Annotated in this window: 2 protein-coding genes; both read right to left on the bottom strand. The window is 50.4% G+C overall.

Features of this window, described 5'->3' with window-relative positions; all coding sequences use genetic code 11:
* On the bottom strand, positions 1–494 hold a 494-nt coding region (locus R8N47_RS24980), incomplete at its 3' end, for an ATP-grasp domain-containing protein (protein ID WP_318186079.1).
* A 4-nt stretch (positions 495–498) separates the two neighbouring features.
* Positions 499–732 (bottom strand): AIR carboxylase family protein (locus R8N47_RS24975; protein ID WP_318186078.1); only part of this gene is annotated, 234 nt, incomplete at its 5' end.

The following is a 732-nucleotide window of genomic DNA, read 5'->3' as shown; positions in this document are numbered from 1 at the left end:
GCAATGCACTCCGCCATTTCTGTCCAGATCGTCTCGATCTGAGCCGCTTCTTTCAAGCGCCATTGGCCTTTACCATCGTAGCCACCCAATGCACTTTTCAGCACCATAGGCATGCCAACATGTTCAATTGCGCGTTCAAAATCTTCACGTGTCTCAATCACGTAGTACTTTGCATTACGCACGCCAGCATTATCGAGTAGCGCTTTTTCAACACGGCGGTCACCGCCTGCTTTGATGGCTGCGGTACTAGGGAGGAACTTGCCACTTAATTCACAGATGTCGAGTACATCGTGAGGAATATGTTCGAATTCTGCGGTGATCGCATCCACTTGTTCAATGGCATTTTCCAAACCATGACCAAGCACCTGTTGGGTAAGAGGATGGACAACGTTACCGCTACCGACATCGTAAGCCGAGATTTGGATGTTCAGTGGTGCACCAGCCAGAGACATCATGCGAGCCAACTGACCTGATCCGAGAACCAGTACATGCATCTGATTAATCCTCAGCTGGATTTGGGTTAGCCAGTACGGTTTCCGTCTGTTCATTGCGGAACGCTTCTACCTTCGCCATGATGCTTTCGTCATGAGTGCCTAGGATCTGTGCCGCTAAGATGCCCGCGTTTGCAGCGCCCGCTTCGCCAATCGCTAACGTGCCGACAGCAATGCCTTTTGGCATTTGTACAATAGATAGCAAAGAGTCCATGCCTTTTAGAGCGCGAGATTGAACCGG

The organism is Vibrio sp. 2132-1 (genome assembly GCF_033344315.1).
Note: the sequence above shows the minus strand (reverse complement) of the source record. Positions and strands in the feature narration are given on the sequence as shown.